The organism is Rhodococcus sp. NPDC019050 (assembly GCF_055664235.1).
The window spans coordinates 287,854-305,030 of the sequence record NZ_JBVOON010000002.1 but is presented as its reverse complement, the minus strand read 5'-3'; the positions used below and the strand labels follow the sequence as shown (position 1 = coordinate 305,030).

General features: G+C 65.5%; 15 protein-coding genes and 6 tRNA genes. 15 read left to right on the top strand and 6 right to left on the bottom strand.

The genetic code is table 11. From position 1 onward, the window contains the following. Positions 1-208 precede the first annotated feature (208 nt). The 5 genes from AC0B44_RS04030 (at position 209) to AC0B44_RS04010 (ending at position 6,230) form a co-directional block, all read left to right on the top strand. Positions 209-2,731 carry an excinuclease ABC subunit UvrA gene (locus AC0B44_RS04030; protein WP_471901747.1) on the top strand — a complete coding sequence of 841 codons (2,523 nt, stop codon included), beginning with the start codon at positions 209-211 and terminating at the stop codon, positions 2,729-2,731. Positions 2,732-3,093: 362 nt separating this feature from the next. After that, positions 3,094-4,254, top strand: a complete 1,161-nt coding sequence (locus AC0B44_RS04025) for a tyrosine-type recombinase/integrase (protein WP_471901627.1) — start codon at positions 3,094-3,096, stop codon at positions 4,252-4,254. A gap of 296 nt (positions 4,255-4,550) precedes the next feature. After that, positions 4,551-4,745, top strand: a complete 195-nt coding sequence (locus tag AC0B44_RS04020; protein WP_471901626.1) for a helix-turn-helix domain-containing protein — start codon at positions 4,551-4,553, stop codon at positions 4,743-4,745. A gap of 68 nt (positions 4,746-4,813) precedes the next feature. Then, positions 4,814-5,191, top strand: coding sequence for a helix-turn-helix domain-containing protein (locus AC0B44_RS04015; RefSeq protein ID WP_471901625.1), 378 nt, complete (start codon positions 4,814-4,816; stop codon positions 5,189-5,191). Between the two features lie 64 nt (positions 5,192-5,255). Then, positions 5,256-6,230, top strand: a complete 975-nt coding sequence (locus tag AC0B44_RS04010; protein ID WP_471901624.1) for a hypothetical protein — start codon at positions 5,256-5,258, stop codon at positions 6,228-6,230. Here AC0B44_RS04010 and AC0B44_RS04005 read toward each other — a convergent pair. From AC0B44_RS04005 to AC0B44_RS03995, 3 genes are all read right to left on the bottom strand, one after another. Continuing rightward, entirely contained in the window at positions 6,190-7,209 is a 1,020-nt protein-coding gene (locus AC0B44_RS04005) for a DNA methyltransferase (protein ID WP_471901623.1), read from the bottom strand. The two genes, AC0B44_RS04010 and AC0B44_RS04005, sit on opposite strands and share 41 nt — an antisense overlap. Positions 7,210-7,756: 547 nt before the next feature. Then, complete coding sequence (locus AC0B44_RS04000) at positions 7,757-7,963, bottom strand: hypothetical protein (RefSeq protein WP_471901622.1); 207 nt, start codon at positions 7,961-7,963, stop codon at positions 7,757-7,759. Between the two features lie 180 nt (positions 7,964-8,143). Continuing rightward, a tRNA-Val gene (locus AC0B44_RS03995) sits at positions 8,144-8,215 on the bottom strand. Positions 8,216-8,712: 497 nt separating this feature from the next. Between AC0B44_RS03995 and AC0B44_RS03990 the strand changes: the two genes are divergently transcribed. The 5 genes from AC0B44_RS03990 to AC0B44_RS03970 all read left to right on the top strand — a co-directional run bounded on the left by AC0B44_RS03990 (position 8,713) and on the right by AC0B44_RS03970 (position 9,178). After that, positions 8,713-8,785, top strand: a tRNA-Gly gene (locus AC0B44_RS03990). 25 nt (positions 8,786-8,810) lie between these two features. Beyond that, positions 8,811-8,881 (top strand) — tRNA-Cys (locus tag AC0B44_RS03985). Position 8,882: 1 nt separating this feature from the next. After that, positions 8,883-8,957 (top strand) — tRNA-Val (locus AC0B44_RS03980). Positions 8,958-9,009: 52 nt separating this feature from the next. Next, positions 9,010-9,085: transfer RNA gene (locus AC0B44_RS03975), tRNA-Gly, on the top strand. Between the two features lie 18 nt (positions 9,086-9,103). Further along, positions 9,104-9,178, top strand: a tRNA-Val gene (locus AC0B44_RS03970). A gap of 49 nt (positions 9,179-9,227) precedes the next feature. Here AC0B44_RS03970 and AC0B44_RS03965 read toward each other — a convergent pair. Then, the gene (locus AC0B44_RS03965; RefSeq protein WP_471901621.1) at positions 9,228-9,824 is read right to left on the bottom strand and encodes a 2-isopropylmalate synthase; all 597 of its coding nucleotides are present in this window, start codon (positions 9,822-9,824) and stop codon (positions 9,228-9,230) included. 345 nt (positions 9,825-10,169) lie between these two features. Here AC0B44_RS03965 and AC0B44_RS03960 point away from each other — a divergent pair, with 345 nt between their 5' ends. Beyond that, positions 10,170-10,778 carry a GNAT family N-acetyltransferase gene (locus AC0B44_RS03960; RefSeq protein ID WP_471901620.1) on the top strand — a complete coding sequence of 203 codons (609 nt, stop codon included), beginning with the start codon at positions 10,170-10,172 and terminating at the stop codon, positions 10,776-10,778. A gap of 30 nt (positions 10,779-10,808) precedes the next feature. On the opposite strand, the gene zapE is transcribed toward AC0B44_RS03960, so the two are convergent. Then, a complete protein-coding gene (zapE, locus tag AC0B44_RS03955) occupies positions 10,809-11,822 on the bottom strand; it encodes a cell division protein ZapE (protein WP_471901619.1) in 1,014 nt (337 codons plus the stop codon). 212 nt (positions 11,823-12,034) lie between these two features. On the opposite strand from zapE, the gene AC0B44_RS03950 reads away from it, so the two are divergent. The 3 genes from AC0B44_RS03950 to msrB all read left to right on the top strand — a co-directional run bounded on the left by AC0B44_RS03950 (position 12,035) and on the right by msrB (position 15,410). Continuing rightward, the gene (locus AC0B44_RS03950; RefSeq protein ID WP_471901618.1) at positions 12,035-13,594 is read left to right on the top strand and encodes an alpha/beta fold hydrolase; all 1,560 of its coding nucleotides are present in this window, start codon (positions 12,035-12,037) and stop codon (positions 13,592-13,594) included. Positions 13,595-13,656: 62 nt separating this feature from the next. After that, a complete protein-coding gene (locus tag AC0B44_RS03945; protein WP_471901617.1) occupies positions 13,657-14,907 on the top strand; it encodes a glycosyltransferase family 87 protein in 1,251 nt (416 codons plus the stop codon). A gap of 74 nt (positions 14,908-14,981) precedes the next feature. Beyond that, positions 14,982-15,410, top strand: coding sequence for a peptide-methionine (R)-S-oxide reductase MsrB (gene msrB / locus AC0B44_RS03940; protein WP_471901616.1), 429 nt, complete (start codon positions 14,982-14,984; stop codon positions 15,408-15,410). On the opposite strand, the gene AC0B44_RS03935 is transcribed toward msrB, so the two are convergent. Further along, on the bottom strand, positions 15,373-16,098 hold the full coding sequence (locus AC0B44_RS03935; RefSeq protein WP_471901615.1) for an HAD family hydrolase: 726 nt from the start codon (positions 16,096-16,098) through the stop codon (positions 15,373-15,375). The two genes, msrB and AC0B44_RS03935, sit on opposite strands and share 38 nt — an antisense overlap. Before the next feature lie 88 nt (positions 16,099-16,186). Between AC0B44_RS03935 and AC0B44_RS03930 the strand changes: the two genes are divergently transcribed. After that, complete coding sequence (locus AC0B44_RS03930) at positions 16,187-17,158, top strand: L-lactate dehydrogenase (protein ID WP_471901614.1); 972 nt, start codon at positions 16,187-16,189, stop codon at positions 17,156-17,158. Positions 17,159-17,177 lie beyond the last annotated feature (19 nt).

The window sequence follows — 17,177 nt, the reverse complement described above, 5'->3', positions numbered from 1 at the left end:
GGGCACCACCGAGGGGGTGCCCTTCGTCACTGTCCGCGCGGACTCGCACCGGGCTCTCGAACACCGGCCGAGTCCGAAACAGACGCGGAAGTAGTGCGCGGCGAGATGATGAAAGCGATCAGGGCAGCATCCGGCGTCGCTGCCACCACCCCGGTGTTCGGGCTCCGGGCCCTTTCGCAGGTATCGCCAGGAGGACTTGTTGACGAACATCCCCGTCACGCCGGCAGTTTCCGCGACGCCTCCCGCGATCGAGGTGCGCGGCGCACGCGTGCACAACCTGAAGGACATCGACATCGACGTTCCCCTGCAGCAACTGGTCGCTGTCGCGGGCGTGTCGGGTTCCGGCAAGTCCTCACTCGCGATGGGCGTGCTCTACGCCGAGGGTTCGCGCCGCTATATCGAGGCCCTGTCGACGTACACGCGCCGACGCATGTCGCACGCGGCACGGGCCGCGGTCGATTCCGTGCGGCACGTCCCGGCGGCGCTGGCGTTACGCCAGCGTCCCGGGGTTCCCGGCGTGCGCTCGACGTTCGGGACCTCGACCGAGTTGCTGAACGTGCTGCGGGTGATGTTCTCCCGGCTCGGTTCGCACCTGTGCCCCAACGGGCACCGCCTGGAGCCGACCATCGACGTGGCCGCGGACAGAGAACTCGTCTGCCCGGAATGCGGCGCGGTGTTCCGTCCCCCGGGCGCCGAGTCGCTCGCATTCAATTCCGACGGCGCATGCCCCATCTGCGCGGGCACGGGAGTGGTGCGCGACATCGACGACGCTGCGTTGATCCCGGACCCCTCGAAGACGATCGAGGCCGGCGCGGTCGCGCCGTGGGGGATGTTCGGCCTCGCGGTCATGCCGCAGGTCGTCGCGGAATTCGGCGTCCGCACCGACGTGCCCTACGCCGAACTGAGCGCCCGGGAGCGGGAGATCGTGCTGGACGGCCCGTCGGAAAAACGCCGGATCCGGGTGCCGTCGAAGTCGGGGAAGCTGTTCGATCTGAACTTCACCTACCGCAGCGCCCGCCAAGCCGTCCGCGAGGCGATGAAGAACGCGAGCAGCGAGAAGGGCCTCGCCCGCGTGGACCGGTTCATCACGGCGCACACCTGCCCGGCATGTCGCGGGACCCGCCTGTCCGACGCCGCGCTCGGAACCCGGGTGGACGGGCTGAACCTGGCAGAGGTCAGCGCCCTCACGCTCGCCGACACCATGGCGTGGGTGCCACACGTGCCGGCCACTCTCCCCGCGGACATGCGGCAGATGGCCGAGATGATCACCGGGCAGTTCACCGAGATGGGCCGCAGGCTCGTGGAACTCGGACTCGGCTACCTCAGCCTCGACCGCGCCGGCGCCACACTGTCCACCGGCGAGCGGCAGCGCGTGCAACTCGCCCGCGCGGTACGCAACCGGACCACCGGGGTTCTGTACGTTCTCGACGAGCCGTCCATCGGCCTGCACCCGGCCAACATCGAAGGCCTGATCAGCGTCATGCGCGATCTACTCGCCGACGGCAACTCCGTGGCGCTCGTGGACCACGACGTGCAGGTGCTGCGCGAGGCCGACTGGATGATCGAGATCGGCCCGGGTTCGGGCTCGAGCGGTGGCACGGTGCTCGCTCAGGGCACCCTCGAGGACGTCCGGCAGAACCCGGCGTCGCTGATCGGCGGCTTTCTCACCGGCAGCGAACCGGTCGTCGTGCGCGACCGCGCCGCCGAATCCGAGGTGTTCGCCAACGGAGCGATCCGGCTCGCGACGACCCCGATCCACACGGTCCACGCCCTCGACGTCTCGATTCCCAAGGGACGGCTGACCGCCGTCACCGGGATGTCGGGATCGGGGAAGACCACCCTCGTCCTCGACAGCCTGGTCCCCGCCCTGACCGCCGCGCACCGGGGTGAGCCCCTGCCCGCGCACGTGGCGTCCCTGGACGCCGCCGGAATGACCCGCGCAGACGTGGTCGACGCCACCCCGATCGGCACGAACGTGCGCTCCACCGTGGCTACCTACAGCGGCGTCCTCGACGACCTCCGGCGCACCTACGCCCGCACTCCCGCCGCACAGGAACGGGGACTCGGAGCCGGGGACTTCTCCTACAACACGGGCTCGCTCAAGTGCCCGCGTTGCGACGGCACCGGGCAGATCGTGCTCGACGTGCAGTTCCTGCCCGACGTCGACATCCCCTGCCCCGACTGCGGCGGCAGCCGGTACGGGCCGGACGCGACCCGGATCCGCCTCGCCACCACGGACGGAGAGATCGCCCTGCCCGAACTGCTCGGCACGACGGTGGCCGACGCGGCGCGACTGCTCGAGGGGCCTCCCCGCGTACGGAAACGGTTGCAGACCCTGATCGACCTCGGCCTGGGCTACCTCACCCTCGGGGAGGACACCCCCGCGCTCTCCGGCGGTGAGGCACAGCGGTTGAAACTCGCCGCCGAGTTGGGCCGCACCCATACCGGCACCCTGTTCGTCTTCGACGAGCCCTCCGTCGGGCTCCACCCTCTCGATATCCGGACGCTCCTGGGGGTCCTCGACCGACTGCTCGCCACCGGCGCGACAGTGATCGTCATCGAACACGATCTCGACATGATCGCCAATGCCGACCACATCATCGATCTCGGTCCCGGCGGAGGCACTGCCGGCGGTCGAATCGTCGCTACGGGCACCCCCGCGCAGGTCGCCGCAGATCCGGAGAGTCTCACTGGGAGATTTCTCGCCTCGGTGCCGGCCGGCATGCCGTGAAGGAAACCGGCGTGAACGGACGCACGGGAACCAGGATGGATACGAAGCAACACGACCGCCCCGACCGAACGAACCGGGCGGGGAAGACGGATGAGCGATGATGCAGAGGGCACTGGCCGATCGAAGCGGCGGTGCGAGGTGAGGATGTGAAACCCACCGAAGATGTCGTGGGCGGAATCCGGAAAAGAGTGGTCCCGGCTGGGATCGAACCAGCGGGAACCACAGTACGGGAATCGCATCCAGCCTTGGAGTATGCCGCTCTGACCTGCTTTTTCTTCCGCTCCCCACGTGCGCCAGAGTACGCTGGGATATGCACGACCGGGCTGCCATTCTGCACGGATTCAGCACGAACCGAGGTCGCCATGACATCGAAGAAGATGCCCACGCACCGAACACGCCGTGGGTTCGGCGCAATCAGGAAACTCCCGTCCGGTCGGTTCCAGGCGAACTACACCGGACCCGACCTCAAGATTCACAAAGCACCATGTGGCACATTTCACACCCACGACGCGGCCGTCGCGTGGATCGACTCCGAGCGCAAACTGATCGACCTCGGAGCCTGGACTCCGCCCGCCGAGCGCGCCGCTGTCGCCGAGGCCGCTGCCGCACACCGCCCGCCCACATTCGGGAAGTACGCCGCCCAAGTGATCGACGAACGCGACCTCGCGCCACGGACGAAGGACAGTTACCGCTACCTGCTTCGGGAACATCTGGAGCCGACCTTCGGCGCCGTCCCCCTAGACCAGATCACCCCCGCGCTCGTGCGGGCCTGGTGGGGCATCGTTCGCGGTGTGCGCCACGCAGACGCGCCAGCGATTCCCACCGCGCGCGTCCGGGCGTACGAAGTTCTGCGAATGGTGCTGAACGTGGCCGTCGAGGACGACTTCATTCCGTCCAACCCCTGCCGGATCAAGGCAGCGACGAGACTCTCCCCCGCACACGACGCCAGCATGCCCTCGCCCGCCGAGGTCGCCGCCCTGAGCGCCGCCATGCCACCCGAACTCGCCCTGTCGGTACTGATCACTGCCTGGTGCGGCCTCAGGCGGTCGGAGACGTTCGAACTGCGCCGCCGCGACGTGTCCCCCGACCGCGCTGTTCTGTCCGTCTCCCGGGCCGTCACGACCCGAAACGGGACCACCGTCGTAGCGCGCCCCAAAGCCGGATCCGTGCGGCAGGTCGTGATTCCCCCGCACATCCGGGAGGCCGTCGCTGAGCACCTGGACACGTATACCGGAAAGGCACAGAACGCCCTTCTGTTCCCCGATCCACGGACTGGGGAGCATCTGCCGGAGTGGTCCTACCGGAAGCGGTGGAACGCCGCTTGTGCCGCGATAGGACGGCCAGGATTGCGGATGCACGAGCTACGGCATTTCGGCGGCACGATGGCTGCGCAGGCGGGCGGCACGCTGCGCGAGGTGCAGGACCGCCTGGGACATAAGACGGCAGCCGCCGCAATGCGGTACCAGCGGCTCGCAGCGGGCCGTGCCGAGCAGATCGCCGAACAGATGTCGCAACTTTCCTGATTCCTGATTCGGGTGGTGTTCCTCAACTGGAGCGTGAAGGTGCGTATCCGCTTCCGACGAGGCGCACAAGATGCCCGCGCGTGATACCAAGGCGCTGCGCTGTAGCACCAAACTTGTTGCGGCAGTGTTTATATCACACGTCGGACGACGGACCGCCCAGCGATGGCAACCCGCTCCCGACACTGCACTGACACCGACTTCGCCGTGTCAGCACCTCTCGCCGCCCCAAGCCGTTGCACCCCACTAGCTCATGCTGGCTCCAACCTGCTTATCGCAGCCGACAAAGGAGCACTCCCATGGCCCGCCGAACGTCCTCCCACTCCACCGCCCGCCGCTATGTGTCCATCGCCGAGGCCGCCGATCACCTCGGGGTTTCGACGGACACCATTCGACGGCTCATTCGGTCCGGCGACCTACCCGCGTTCCGAGTCCGGAACGCGATCCGACTCCGTATCACGGACGTCGACGCGGTGATGCGTCCCGTCCGCTGATAACCCCACCTCTCGGGAGGCCGCGAGATATCTGCGCGGGGGACAGCCGCCGGGAACAGGACAAGATCGTGACTGCAACGAGAGACGCCGCCGGGGGGAGCATCCCCGGCGACGTCGGCCCAGCTGCCGGACTGCGCGCTGCACCTGACGATATCGGCGTCGTGCGACACCCCGGAATGACGCGCAACGCAGCCGAGAGGCTTGTCGAGCAATCTCCGCTCAAGCCTGGAGAGCGGGCGGTCATGCACGCGTTGCTGAGGCGCGCGGACAACCGTACGTGTGAGATTCCGGACCGGTTCGCGCCGGAGCGCCAGGGGGTGCTGGCGCGCTGGGCGGGACTCTCCGAGCGTCAGACACGGCGCGTCCTGAGGCACCTGGAATTGCACGGCTGGCTCTCCGTCGAATCCGGCCTCGCATCATTGATCTACACGCCGTTCCCGAAGTGAGACGCCCGTTCGACGATGGCGAGCCGTACACCGTTCATACAAAGCCAACCGGTACGTTTTGGCGGTGCAGATAAACGATGCCTATGCGAACGAACAGGATCGCGCGGCCCAGCAGCTCCTTGACCTCGCCGGAGAAGATGTCGACGCGATTGATGTGAAGAGCGTCAGAACGGAGGAAGCGCCCTTCCTTGCGAAGATTGTGAGCAAGCTGAGTCCGATGGTTGGCAACTTGATGGAGCAGCGCATAGTTGAAGTCCTTGACCAGGGAAGTCCCGATGGTTTCTCCTGGCATCGCCAGGACCCAGGATTCCCTGACGCGATACTCCGACACCAAGGCCAGGGTGATACTCATACTGGCTTCGAGATCAAGGCCTGGTATGTGCTCAGCACGGAAATCACTGGCCGTTTCAAGGAGTCGCAGAATCTTCTTACGGGCAAAAATGTCAATGTCGTCATCGTAGCCTGGTGCATGAGTCATTTGATCTTCGGAAAGCCAAAGATTCTCGGAGTCTTGAATGTTTCAGGTAGCGAGCTCGCTGCGAGCCGCGATCGCCATTACCACAAGCCTCCGGAGTATTTGACGATCGAACCACAGGATACGACCGCCCGTACGGCCAACCTTCAACAGAGCAACGTCAATGGGTACAAACTTCAAATATCCGATAGCGACCCCGTGGTGTTGGAGCGCATACGTCGAGAGCTTGAGGCGAGCCCGGTGCGCGATGAACCTCATACGCCAGCGAGTCAGGCCCAAGCGCTCGATCTGATGAACAAGCTCACATACCGACTGGACACAAATTTCGCGAAGATCGACAGGGTTGCGAATCCAGATGTTGAGAGATTCAAGGCGGCGATCTTAAGCGAGCGCTACCTAGGTAAGACCTTTACGCAGTGGAAAAGAATCTTCAGGGATCTCAACGACCTGAAGAATGACTCCGCACGTATCGCTGCGGAGGAAGTTATCGTGAACCTCTACGGTGACATGCTCCGGGCAGAGCCTAAAACAGAAGTCGCTGTTGAGTCTCCAGGCGCTCAGTAGCAAGGGCGTGGAATCCTTCATCAACTTCGGATGCGAAAGCTCGGCGACCAAGGTTGACTGCCGCAAGGGACGCGGTACAAAGTCCGCCAAACGGCTCCCATACAACATTGCCCGGGTTCGTTGAGGCTTTGATGATTCGCTCCATGAGCGCGAGTGGCTTCTGATTGAGGTGGCTCGCGCTCATGGCAGTGGGCTTATACGTTCTCGGAGCGGAACGCTCCATGTTTCCGCGGTAGCGTTCGGAACCGCGCAGCGACGGGTGGTCCCAGACATTGGTGACGCCGTGTTCATAATTCCAGGGGCTTCGCGTACTCGCCCATTCCTCGGCGGTGACGGGTCGGATGCCGTCAAAACTGTAGTACGGCGCCCCATCTGGTTTGCCGTGTTCATTGGCGAACGCGACGAGTTTCATCATCACATCGACTGGTGGCCAATACCACAGCCATCCCTGGTCAAAATACTTGCGAGTCGCGGCATCTTTGACCCCACATGCTTCATTCGCCTTCTTTTGGGGCAACCCGGTCCGGCGCCACTCGTCGCGAAGCCATTGCTTCATGTGGATAATGTGATCGGAGCCTGGTCGTTCGGGAAGCTGGGGAGTGCGGGTGTAAAACACGCACACCTCTGTGACGACTGGAAACCGGCGGATCGTTCGGCTGTTTACGTTGCCGGCAATCTGTCCGACACCCTTATTCCACGTATTGCAGAATTCGTACTGCCAGCCGTTCTCAACCAGGACCGGGTGAACATTTGCCCAACCGACTTCGGTATTCCAGAACCACAACGTCGTGCCAAGGCTGGCGCGCGCACTCCAAGCTTTGATGTGGTCGCGATACCACTCCCCAAGGTCTTCTGGGGTTCTCGGATCGCCGTGGAAACCCCCAACGCCGTAGGCCCCGTCGCTCACAATCGTGTTGGGCGTATCCCAAGTTGAGTAGACATCGAGGGCGTTGCCGTTGTGGATAGTCCATTCGCTCACGGGATCAGATTAGCGCCCGACCCCGACACCCTTCGGCGGCCACGTGGCGTTTCCGCTAGTCACCTAGGCAGTAGTGTGATGGGTTCCTCGACTATGTACCCCTAATTGTAGCAATTCAGGGTTCTTTGGTGATCCTCCGCCAAGTCGTCCGTAGCGCCATGCGGCGTGTGCCCCTCGAAGATCCGCTACGCGTCGACGGCGGGTACGCCACGGCGGGTACGCCACCAGCCACCACACATCGCCACGAACGACACCCCGTACGTGCGGCGGTCATCGACCCCTACGGATGATTCCTAACGTCCCAGAGGAGCCTTGTAAGCCCGAAAGGCACCTGCCTGACATTCCCCTTAGAGTGGGGAGGCCCTCCGCCTTCGGCTGGTTAACCGTCACGGGCCATCCTGCGGTGCATCCTCTACAAGCGTCATTAGTCCAATTGCGGCTTCACGACGCTCGCAGGCGCCTTCACAGGGACCTGAGGACCGCACTACAGACCGCGATTGGGCGCCGCTACTCGATGAACAAGGCTGGGTGGCGCATCTTGCGGCCGCTAGGCTTCAGGGGCGTACTCATCCACGTGGCGGCGAACCTCGTCCTCGCTCATATAGGACGCGACGAGGACCAGCTCGTCCGGACGGCGGTTCCCCTTCCACAGGACGTATTCCGCCTGACGTGTGCCGTTGCCATTACTCCAGGCGAGCACCAATCCCTTGGCGCGGGCGGCAGCGTCCAGCGAAGCATCTTCCGAGTTGCTCACGGAACGTGAGCGTACGGCCTACAGCCTCGGGGAATCGACGGCCGAGATGTGGCCTTGCTCACGGTTTCATCCGGAGCGAATTACCTAGTCGCGGCGCTGTTCCGGCAAGTGATTCTGCACGTATTCCGCACGGCAGCTAAGTAGGAACGCAATAAAGGGCGTTGACCAGCAAACTTTCGGTGGTCCCGGCTGGGATCGAACCAGCGACCTTCCCGGTGTGAACGGGACGCTCTTCCACTGAGCCACGGGACCGGGCCGCATCGCTGCGGCTCGAACGGAAAGGAACATTAACACTCTCTCGTCCCGAACACGAATCAGCAGGTCACAGCCGTGCATCGGTCACAACAAGAGTCCTCCCGGCGACGCAGGATGGCCCCCTCCAGGCAACCGTCGCACCGGGAGGGAGTCGAGTCTCCACACGAGCGCCAAGACGCATGGACACCACACAGCAGTGGGCACGCACAACAAGGGAGGCAAGCCGTGCGGACCCTCCCCGAATCACGCCCCTCTTGTGGGAGCGCCCGTCTCCCCACACCAACGAACCCGTTCGGGCCCGCCTCTCCCCCACCAAAGGACGTCCGGCGCTACGAACTTGGTTCCGGTAGGCCGCCAGTCCGTTGCGTTCCCACCGACCCGAACACCCCTGAAGCGCCTTTCCGTGGCGCGACCTGCAGATTTGTAAGTTTCGACGGTGGTCGGTTACTGTTCTGGAGCGCGCCACGGAGAGCAAGACGCCGAACGGTGCGAATGCGGATGTAGCGCAGCTGGTAGCGCATCACCTTGCCAAGGTGAGGGTCGCGGGTTCGAATCCCGTCATCCGCTCGAGAGGTTGGACTCGACCTTTTATGGTGGAGTGGCCGAGTGGTGAGGCAACGGCCTGCAAAGCCGTGCACACGGGTTCGATTCCCGTCTCCACCTCGCGCGATTAGCTCAGCGGGAGAGCGCTTCCCTGACACGGAAGAGGTCACTGGTTCAATCCCAGTATCGCGCACCAGGTTCGACCAGCACGTGGGTCGAATCGTGTTAGATGTACAGTCAACGTGTATGCGGATGTAGCGCAGCTGGTAGCGCATCACCTTGCCAAGGTGAGGGTCGCGGGTTCGAATCCCGTCATCCGCTCCATTCCGGCCCCAACAGCCGGCGCGATTAGCTCAGCGGGAGAGCGCTTCCCTGACACGGAAGAGGTCACTGGTTCAATCCCAGTATCGCGCACCAGAAACGACGAAGGCCCCCTTCATTTCGAAGGGGGCCTTCGTCGTATTCGCTATCGGTGGGCGGTTCCGCTCGCCGCTGCACCGCTCCGCGCCGACGTATGGATCCGGTTGATGCCGGCGATCATCGCGCGCAGCGTCGACTCGGCGCCGGTCTCCCCCGTGCCCATCACCCACGTCCGGTGCTCGCCGGAACCGCAGTGCAGGAACGTCACGTGGGTATCGCCCAGATCGTGCCGGTGGAACGAGTGGATTTCGAGGCCGAAACCGAGGTCATGCAACATCGCGGTCATCGCTGCCACCGGACCGCACGCGAGGGCGGCAGCCGTATGGACGGTGTCTCCCACCGAGATGGTCGCTTCGAACGCCGCCCGTCCGGCGGGCAGCCTCGTGGCGGACCAGTCACCCAGACGGAGCGGACCGCGCTGGTCGGCGTACACGGCGAGGAACTCGGGCCACGACATTCCGGCTGCTTCGGAGCGCAGCGGGAGCGGAAGGGAGCGTCCGTAACGCGCTGCGAAAGGATCGAGGGGTGCAGCGCTGGCGGTGGTGCACGCGGTTGCGGCACGGAAAGTGGCTCGACGGGACGAATCCGACGCGGTGGCCGAAGAATCGAAACCGGAGGGGAGAAGTGCAGTGAAGGCGTTCATTTCGTGGGGTCTTCCGCGAGAAGGAAGGACCGACGCGTAGCTCGAAGACCCGCAGCGAGGGGTCGGTCCGAATCAGACCCCGCTACGGCGGCGAACTACGAGTACGCGCTTCATAACCGCCGACCCTAAAGCGTTTGTGAACATTCCGCAACAATGAGTTGTGCACGATGTGATGGAAACGTGACCGCTGCACGTGGAAGTGCGGAAAACCCTCGGGTAGCGTGGAACATGCCATCCCCCCCGATGGTATTGGACCCCAGCCATGACCCCCCATCCAAGGCTGGGGTCCAGCCATTTCTCCACCCGGAACTTCCCGGCCCGACGGCTCGGTGCTTCACTGGATCCATGTCCACGTCGTCACTCGAAGAAGCTGTCTCCGTAGGTCCGGCAGGAATCTGGGATGCCGAGACCATCGCCGGAGTCGCTGCGGCCACTTTCCCCCTCGCGTGCCCTCCCGGGGCCGGATCCCAGGACATCGCGGCATTCGTCGACGAGACCCTGAGCGCGGAGAACTTCAGCCGGTACCTCGCCGATCCGCAGCGCATCGTATTGAAGGCGAGCGTCGGCGACGAGATCGTCGGTTACCTGATGGCGGTGGATCCCTACAGCGACGGCTCAGCCGACGCCACCGGTGACAGCGCGACGGAGTCGACGACCGGGAACACCGTGCCGGACGCGGTACCCGAGACGATCACCGCACTGCCCGCCATCGAGGTCAGCAAGCTGTACGTACTTCCGGGGCATCACGGCGCAGGAGTTTCCGCGGCGCTGATGGAGGCAATCGTCGAACGCGCGGTGGAGCGCAAACGCGCCGGGCTGTGGCTGGGGGTCAACCAGGAGAACGAACGCGCCCGCCGGTTCTACGCCAAACACGGCTTCGAGGTGGTCGGGACACGCACCTTCGTCGTGGGCTCACAGACACACGACGACTTCCTCATGCAGCGCGTGTTGTGACCGTGCCGCCGGTCAGCTCGATGCGACCGCTCAGCCCGCTGCGACCTCGAAACGAGACAGCGCGAGCAGGCGCGAGGTGGCACGCAGATACTTCTTGCGGTAGCCGCCGGCGAGCATCTCGGGCGTGAAGATCTCGTCGAGCCGTGCCCCGGCAACCGTCACCGGGATGCTCGCGTCGTAGAGGCGGTCTGCGAAGACCACCAGACGCAAGGCGACCGACTGGTCGCGCGCGGGATGCACTCCGTTGATGAACACCGCGGGCACTCCCTCGACGAGCTTGCCGTATCGCGAGGGATGCAAGGTGCTCAGGTGATCGCACAGTTCGTCGAAGTCGTCGAGAGTCGCGCCGGCCACCTGGTCGGCGCGCTCGATGAGCTCCTCCGAACCGATGGGCTCGGGTGCCGGCGGCAGGTCGCGGTGCCGGTAGTCGGGCCCGTCGACGCGGATCGTCTCGAAGATCGACGCGAGCTTCTTGATTTCACGCAGGAAGTCCTGGGCGGCGAACCGGCCCTCGCCGAGCTGCCCGGGCAGAGTGTTCGAGGTGGCGACGATCGAGACGCCCCGGGCCGACAACTCCGTGAGCAGCCGCGAGATGAGCATTGTGTCGCCCGGATCGTCGAGTTCGAACTCGTCGATGCACAGCACACTGTGATTCGACAGTTCCTCGACGGCCTTGTTGAATCCGAGCGCGCCGACCACATGGGTCAGCTCGACGAACGTGCCGAAGGCCTTCGGTGCGGGCGCGCTGTGGAAGATCGAGGCGAGCAGGTGGGTCTTACCCACACCGAAGCCACCGTCGAGGTAGAGACCGGCACCCTGGGCGGGCGCCTTGCGGCCGAACAGACCTCGTTTGCCACCCCGGATCTTCGAGACCTTGCCGACGAACTCCTCGGCCGCCTTCACCGCTGCGGCCTGGCTCGGCTCGGCAGGATCCGGGATGTACGACGCGAAACTCACCTCGTCGAACATCGCGGGCGGTACCAGCTGTCCCACCAACTGATCTGCGGGTACCACCGGATTGCGGTCGACGAGGCGTTCGTGCATTCACTCAGCCTAAGGCCGCCTCATGAGGCAACAGAGCTGCGGAGGCGGAATGCGACCTACTTCACAAGCCGTTCACAAAGTATTCACAGCACCGGGGGACAATGCGGACACCCCCGAAACGGGTCTCCTCCGGTGCACAGCAGTCACCGCGCCGACGGCACACGGTGATACCTGTGCACGACCCCGGCGGCGCAACCTGGCAGGCTGTCCCCATGCGCAGAACCGGTGTGCTCGCGGTGGGATGGATCGCAGTGGTTGCGGTGGTCGCCGCGTGTGGCGCAGGACCGTCGGTCCGGCCGGACGTCGCCGTGGTGCGTGAAGGCGTCGGAGCCGGCGAACCCACCACTCGAGAAGACGAAGCGGCCGCTCCCGAACTTCCCGTTCCGCAGTCCGATCTGGCATGGCGTGACTGCACCGCCGACACCGTGTCCTCCTTCTCCCTTCCGTCGGGGCCCTCGGGGCTGCGACTCGAATGCGCCGAAGTCGCCACACCGATCGACACGTCCGGATCCGTCCCCGGCACGTTCCCGCTGGCCGTGCTCCGCGCGCAATTGCCCGATACCCCGTCCGACGTAGCGCCGGTGGTCCTCACGACCGGCAGCGACATGCCGTCGACGCGCGCACTCGCGGCCCTCGCGACCGGACCGCTCTCCGGCGTCCTTTCCACCCGCCCGATCGTCGCGGTCGACCGTCGCGGCATCGGGATGTCGCTGGCGATCGACTGTGTATTCGGCGCCGATCGTCGTGCGCTCGGCGATCTCGGGCAGTTCGGCCGCAGCGGATCCGCGCCGGAGCGAGTCGCGGAACTCGGCCGCCAGGCGACGATCTCCTGCACGGATTACCTCCAGCCCCAGGAGTTGATGTTCAGCGCCTCGCACGCCGCCGGCGATCTGGACCGGCTCCGTCAGGCCTGGAATGTGGACCGCCTCGGCCTGCTGGGCATCGGGAACGGTGCGACGGTCGCACTCGCATACGCCGCGGCGTATCCGGGCGCGGTGGGCCGTCTCGTACTCGACTCCCCTGTGGCCGCATCCGGGGATGCGGAACAAATGGCCGAATCGCGCGCCCGGGGCGCCGAATCCGCCGTCGACGCGTTCTCGCGACAGTGCGCAGCACTCGAGTGCTCACTCGGCGACGACCCGCGGCAGGCACTCGAAGACCTCCACGCCGAGGCAGCGAGCGGTGCGCTGGCACCGGTGTCCTCGAATTCGCTGCTCACGGTTGTCACCGCATATCTGGGTACACCTCGCGGCGATCTTCAGAGCCGGATCCGCGAACTGTCGGACGCGCTCGCCGCCGCGCGGGACGGTGACGTGCTGCCGCTGCTCGATATGGTCGGCACCGCCGAGCAGATGCTCGGATCGGACGGCCAGTTCGTGTCGCGGTGCAGTGACGGGCAGCGCTGGCCGACCCCGACGCGGGCGGCCGATCTCCAGCGCACGTGGGAAAGCCTGTACCCGCTGTTCGGTGCGGACGCGGCCGCGGCGACCACGGCCTGCGCCTCGTGGCCCACACTGCCTGCCCCGCCTCTGCCCGCAGCCCTCGACACGCCAGTCCTCGTCCTGGGCGGTGCCGCGGATCCGATCGTCGGCAGCGCGGGAGTCGAGTCGGTCACCGGAGCACTCACAGCCGGCGCGATCGCGTGGTCGACGGTGTCGTGGCAGGGCGCCGGCTACTCGGCCTCGCTGCATTCGACGTGCATTCAAGGACGTGTGGAGCGATACCTCGGCACGGGAGAACTGCCCCCGAACGGCAGCCTCTGCCCGGCGTGACACCCGAAGCGCCGCTCGGGGGACGTGCACGGTCTCGATCTCGGGCAAGGTACCGTGCCGTAGTGTTCCTCAGCAGTCTCGAACCTCGGACGGCCCGTACCACGGCAGATGTGGTCAAGGCCGTGGTGTGGCCTCTGGCCGTATTGACCGTTCTGCACCGGGTGGTGATCAAAGCGGTCAACGGTTTCCGGACCGATGACTTCACCCCCGTGTACAACGCGGCGCTCGCGTTCCTCAACCGGCAACCCGTCTACACCGCGAACTTCCAATGGGTCGACCCGCACTATCTGTATCCGCCGTCCGGGACCCTGCTGATCTCCCCCATCGCCGTGATCGACCCCGAGCGTTCGCGGTGGTTGTTCATCCTCGCGAATGCCATCGCCATCCTGATCGCGCTGTATCTGCTGCTGCGCATGTTCGGTTTGCGGCTCGACTCCCCCATCGCCCCGATACTCGTGCTGGGTGCGTTCGCCTCCGAGACCGTGACGAACACTCTGGTCTTCACCAATATCAACGGACTGGTGCTGCTGGGAGAAGTCGCCTTCCTCGTGCTCCTGCTCAAACGGCGAGATCTGTGGGCGGGCGTGATGCTGGGACTCACGTTCGCGGTCAAACCGATCCTCGCGCCGCTGCTGTTCCTTCCGTTGGTGCGAGGGCAGTGGAAAGTGTTCATCCCTGCCGCCGGTGTCCCGATTCTGCTCAACATCATCGCGTGGCCGTTGTCGGTCGACGCGTGGCAATTCGTCGAACACACCGTGCCGTATTTGCTCGAGTCGCGCGACTACTTCAACAGCGCGATCGTCGGCAACGGGATGTACTTCGGGCTGCCCGGCTGGCTGATCCTGGGTCTGCGCGGCGTCCTCGCCGTTCTCGTGGCGGTCTCGCTCTGGCTGCTCTACCGGTACTGCCGCGACGACGAAGTGTTCTTCGTGTGCACCTCCACCGGTGTGCTGCTGAGCGCGTCGTTCCTGCTCGGCTCGCTCGGCCAGATGTACTACTCGATGATGCTGTTCCCGCTGCTCATGACGGTGCTGCTGCCCAACTCCGTGATGCGGAACTGGCCGGCGTGGCTGGCGGTGTACGGCTTCATGAGCTACGACTCCTGGTTGTCGGGACGCTGGGTCGAAGCGGGCCGCGCCGCCGAGTACATGAAGACGACCTTCGGGTGGTCGCTGCTCATCATCGTGATCTTCGCCGTCCTGCTCGATCGCTACCTCGCGGCGCGACGGGAAGGACGGCTGTCCGACGGCATCGAGCCGTCGCACCTGCTGCCGCCCGCCACGAAGACCGAGGAGACACCCGCACCAGCGTGAGGTCGGGGCGCATTCCCGTGTCGTCGGGAGGGCCGGTCGTGGCGGCGGTCCCGGAGCGCGACTAGCGTGAGGACATGACTTCCACTCCCCGATCCGAACCCGCACCCAAGGTCGTGCTCAGCGAGGACGAGTGGCGCGACAAGCTCACGCCCGCCGAGTACGCGGTGCTGCGTCAGGCCGGCACGGAACGACCCTTCACCGGCGAGTACACCGATACCGAGACCGAAGGTGTCTACGAGTGCCGGGCGTGCGGCGCCGAACTGTTCCGCAGCAGCGAGAAGTTCCCGTCGCACTGCGGTTGGCCGTCGTTCTTCGACCCCGCCGATTCCGACGCCGTGATCCTGCGGGCCGACGACTCGCTCGGGATGCGCCGGGTGGAAGTGGTGTGCGCGTCGTGCCGCAGCCACCTCGGCCACGTTTTCGAGGGCGAGGGTTATCCCACGCCCACCGACCAGCGCTACTGCATCAATTCGATATCCCTGCGCCTGGTTCCGACAACGTAACTCCGGCAGCCTCCAACGCCTGCCACAGCCCGTCGGGTCGCTCCGTGGTCGGGAGCGGCTCGACGAGCTGGAAGGCGCACCCGATCTCCACGGCTGCACCGTCCGCTGCGGCGCTGTCGCCGATCATCAGCGTGCGGTGGGGTTCGACCCCGAGCGCTTCGACGGCATAGCGGAAGATTTCGGGTTCCGGTTTGACCGCACCGATCTCGAAGGACAGCGCGAACACCGAGACCTTGTCGTCGATGCCGAGTTCGGCGAACGCGGGCCGGATATCGAAGGCGATGTTGCTGAGCACCCCGACCTCGATGTCGTCGCCGGCCAGTGCCTCGATCACCGGCACCGTGTCCGGGTAGACCGTCCAGCTCGACGGGTCCACCACCTTGCCGTACAACCTTTCCGCCTGGTCCGGATCTTCGACGCCGGACCGGCACAGCACCGTCAGATACGCCTCCCGATGCCACTTCGGGTCGCGGTCGCGGTTGGTCCACGCGTGATGTTCCTCGGCATCCATCTCGACCGGCTGCCCCGTGGGCGCGGTCAGCCGCCGCATCAGTTCGGCCTGCCGGCTCACATCGAACGCGTGGCCCCGCCCATCGGTGATTCCGGCCATCCAGCTCTCGTCCTCTTCGAGCCGGAACAGTGTGCCGGAGAAGTCGAAGAGAACGGCGTCGAACGGTCGTGCGCTCATGTCCCGAGGCTAACGACTCACCGGCGCCCCCGCTGGGCTCCCGGCCGGCCGACTGGCGCGGCGGTGGCAATGGGGCGATGATCGGCTCATGGCGACAGTGCGGAGCGGGCCCCGGATCGGTACGGCAAAGATCTCCATCGTCGGGGCGGGCAGTGTCGGCGCCGCCGTGGCGTACGCGTGCCTGCTCCGCGGAACCGCGAATACGATCGCCCTGTTCGACACCAATGCCCAACGGGTGCGCGCCGAGGTGCTCGACCTCAACCACGGCACCCAGTTCACCCCGGCGTGCCGTATCGAAGGCAGCGACGAAATCGCGGTGACCGCCAAGTCCGACCTCGTCGTCATCACGGCGGGTGCAAAACAGCAGCCCGGCCAGTCCCGGCTCGATCTCGCCGCCGCGAACGTCGCGATCACGCAGTCGGTGACTCCCCGGCTACTGGCGGAATCTCCGGACGCGGTACTGCTGTTCGTCAGCAATCCCGTCGACATCGTGACCGCGGCGGCCATCGCGATCAGCGGAGTCGACGACGGCAGGGTCTTCGGATCCGGCACGGTTCTCGACTCGGGTCGACTCCGCTATCTCATCGCTGAGCGGGCGGGCGTCGCGATCGAGAACACTCACGCGTTCATCGTCGGGGAGCACGGTGACTCCGAACTCGCGTTGTGGTCCGGCGCGACCGTCGGCGGCATCCCCATCGACTCGTACACGGTGGACGGCCGCGTGGTGTTCGACGACCGGACGCGCGCGGACATCTTCGACGAGGTGGTGCGCAGCGCCTACGAGATCATCCAGGGCAAAGGCGCCACCAACCTCGCCATCGGCCTGTCGACCGCGCGCATCGTGGAGGCCGTCCTGCGCGACCAGCGGCGCGTACTGCCGGTATCGTCGTGGCAGACCGGGGTCCACGGTGTGCGCGACGTGTGCCTGTCGTTGCCGACGATCGTCGATGCGGGCGGCGCCGACCGGGTTCTGGAGGTTCCCCTGTCCGCCGACGAGGCGGCGGGGCTGGCGGAATCCGCGGCGACGCTGCACAACGTGCAGAAATCTCTCGGCCTGTAGGACCGAACCCGCTCAACGT

Bases quoted from the DNA above. Each gene is read 5' to 3' on its own strand.
- AC0B44_RS04025 (WP_471901627.1), top strand. From the start codon at position 3,094: ATGACATCGAAGAAGATGCCCACGCACCGAACACGCCGTGGGTTCGGC.
- AC0B44_RS04020 (WP_471901626.1), top strand. From the start codon at position 4,551: ATGGCCCGCCGAACGTCCTCCCACTCCACCGCCCGCCGCTATGTGTCC.
- AC0B44_RS03965 (WP_471901621.1), bottom strand. From the start codon at position 9,824: ATGAACGCCTTCACTGCACTTCTCCCCTCCGGTTTCGATTCTTCGGCC.
- AC0B44_RS03960 (WP_471901620.1), top strand. From the start codon at position 10,170: ATGTCCACGTCGTCACTCGAAGAAGCTGTCTCCGTAGGTCCGGCAGGA.
- zapE (WP_471901619.1), bottom strand. From the start codon at position 11,822: ATGCACGAACGCCTCGTCGACCGCAATCCGGTGGTACCCGCAGATCAG.
- AC0B44_RS03950 (WP_471901618.1), top strand. From the start codon at position 12,035: ATGCGCAGAACCGGTGTGCTCGCGGTGGGATGGATCGCAGTGGTTGCG.
- msrB (WP_471901616.1), top strand. From the start codon at position 14,982: ATGACTTCCACTCCCCGATCCGAACCCGCACCCAAGGTCGTGCTCAGC.
- AC0B44_RS03935 (WP_471901615.1), bottom strand. From the start codon at position 16,098: ATGAGCGCACGACCGTTCGACGCCGTTCTCTTCGACTTCTCCGGCACA.
- AC0B44_RS03930 (WP_471901614.1), top strand. From the start codon at position 16,187: ATGGCGACAGTGCGGAGCGGGCCCCGGATCGGTACGGCAAAGATCTCC.